The organism is Streptomyces sp. NPDC051567, from assembly GCF_044454165.1.
GTDB lineage: Bacteria > Actinomycetota > Actinomycetes > Streptomycetales > Streptomycetaceae > Streptomyces.
The window spans coordinates 1-1,252 of record NZ_JBITDK010000068.1 but is presented as its reverse complement, the minus strand read 5'-3'; the positions used below and the strand labels follow the sequence as shown (position 1 = coordinate 1,252).

1 protein-coding gene is annotated in these 1,252 nt (G+C 66.1%); it reads left to right on the top strand.

Features of this window, described 5'->3' with window-relative positions; genetic code table 11:
- Nucleotides 1–1,252 (top strand): amino acid adenylation domain-containing protein (locus ACIA5F_RS30930; protein ID WP_399358793.1); only part of this gene is annotated, 1,252 nt, incomplete at both ends.

The window sequence follows — 1,252 nt, the reverse complement described above, 5'->3', positions numbered from 1 at the left end:
CTACGGCCCGATGCCCGCGCCCTCGCCTTCCACGACGAAACCCTCACCTACGGAGAACTGAACACCCGCGCCAACCAACTCGCCCACCACCTCGCCGCACAAGGACTCCGACGCGGCACACTCGCCGGCATCCTCCTCGACCGGGGCACCCACTTCGCCACCGCCGTCCTCGCCACCATCAAAACCGGAGCCGGATACGCCCTCCTGGACCCCGAGTTCCCCGACGAACGCCTCACCACCACAGCAACCGACGCCGCACTCCACACCCTCATCACCGACACCCACCACCAGCACCGCGCCACCGGCCCCTGGAACACCGTCCTCACCGACACCCACCGCGACATGATCGCCCGTCAGGACACCACAGATCTCGGCATCCACCTCACCCCTGACGACACCGCCTGCGTCATGTTCACCTCCGGCTCCACCGGACGACCCAAAGGCATCCTCTCCACCCACCGCAACCTCACCTCCACCCTCACCCACCAGACCTACGCCACCTTCGGACCCACCGAAACCTTCCTCCAATGCTCACCCGTCTCCTGGGACGCCTTCAGCCTCGAATTCTGGGGAGCACTCCTCCACGGCGGAACCACCGTCCTCCAACCCGGACAACGCCCCGAACCCGCCCTCATAGCGGAACTCACCGCACAACACGCCGTCACCATGCTCCAACTGTCCTCCAGCCTCTTCAACTACCTCACCGACGAACACCCCGACACCTTCACCACCACCCACACCGTCTACACCGGCGGCGAACCCGCCTCCCCCACCCACATCCACCAACTCCACCAGCGGTATCCACGGCTGAACATCACCAACGGCTACGGCCCCGCCGAATCCATGGGCTTCACCACCACCCACACCGTCCACACCGGCAACGAAGACGCCTCACCCACCCACACCACCGAGCACATCCCCGCCACCGTCTCCATCGGCCGGCCGCTCACCAACAAGCACGCCTACGTCCTGGACACCCACCTCAACCCCGTACCCCCCGGCACCACCGGAGAGCTCTACCTCACCGGAGACGGACTCGCCCACGGCTACCACCACCAACCCACCACCACCGCCACCACCTTCATCCCCCACCCCTACGGACCCCCCGGAACCCGCCTCTACCGCACCGGAGACCAAGCCCACTGGGACACCCACGGCAACCTCCACTACACCGGACGCACCGACACCCAAATCAAAATCCGCGGCTTCCGCATCGAACCCACCGAAATCGAAACCACCCTCACCACCCACC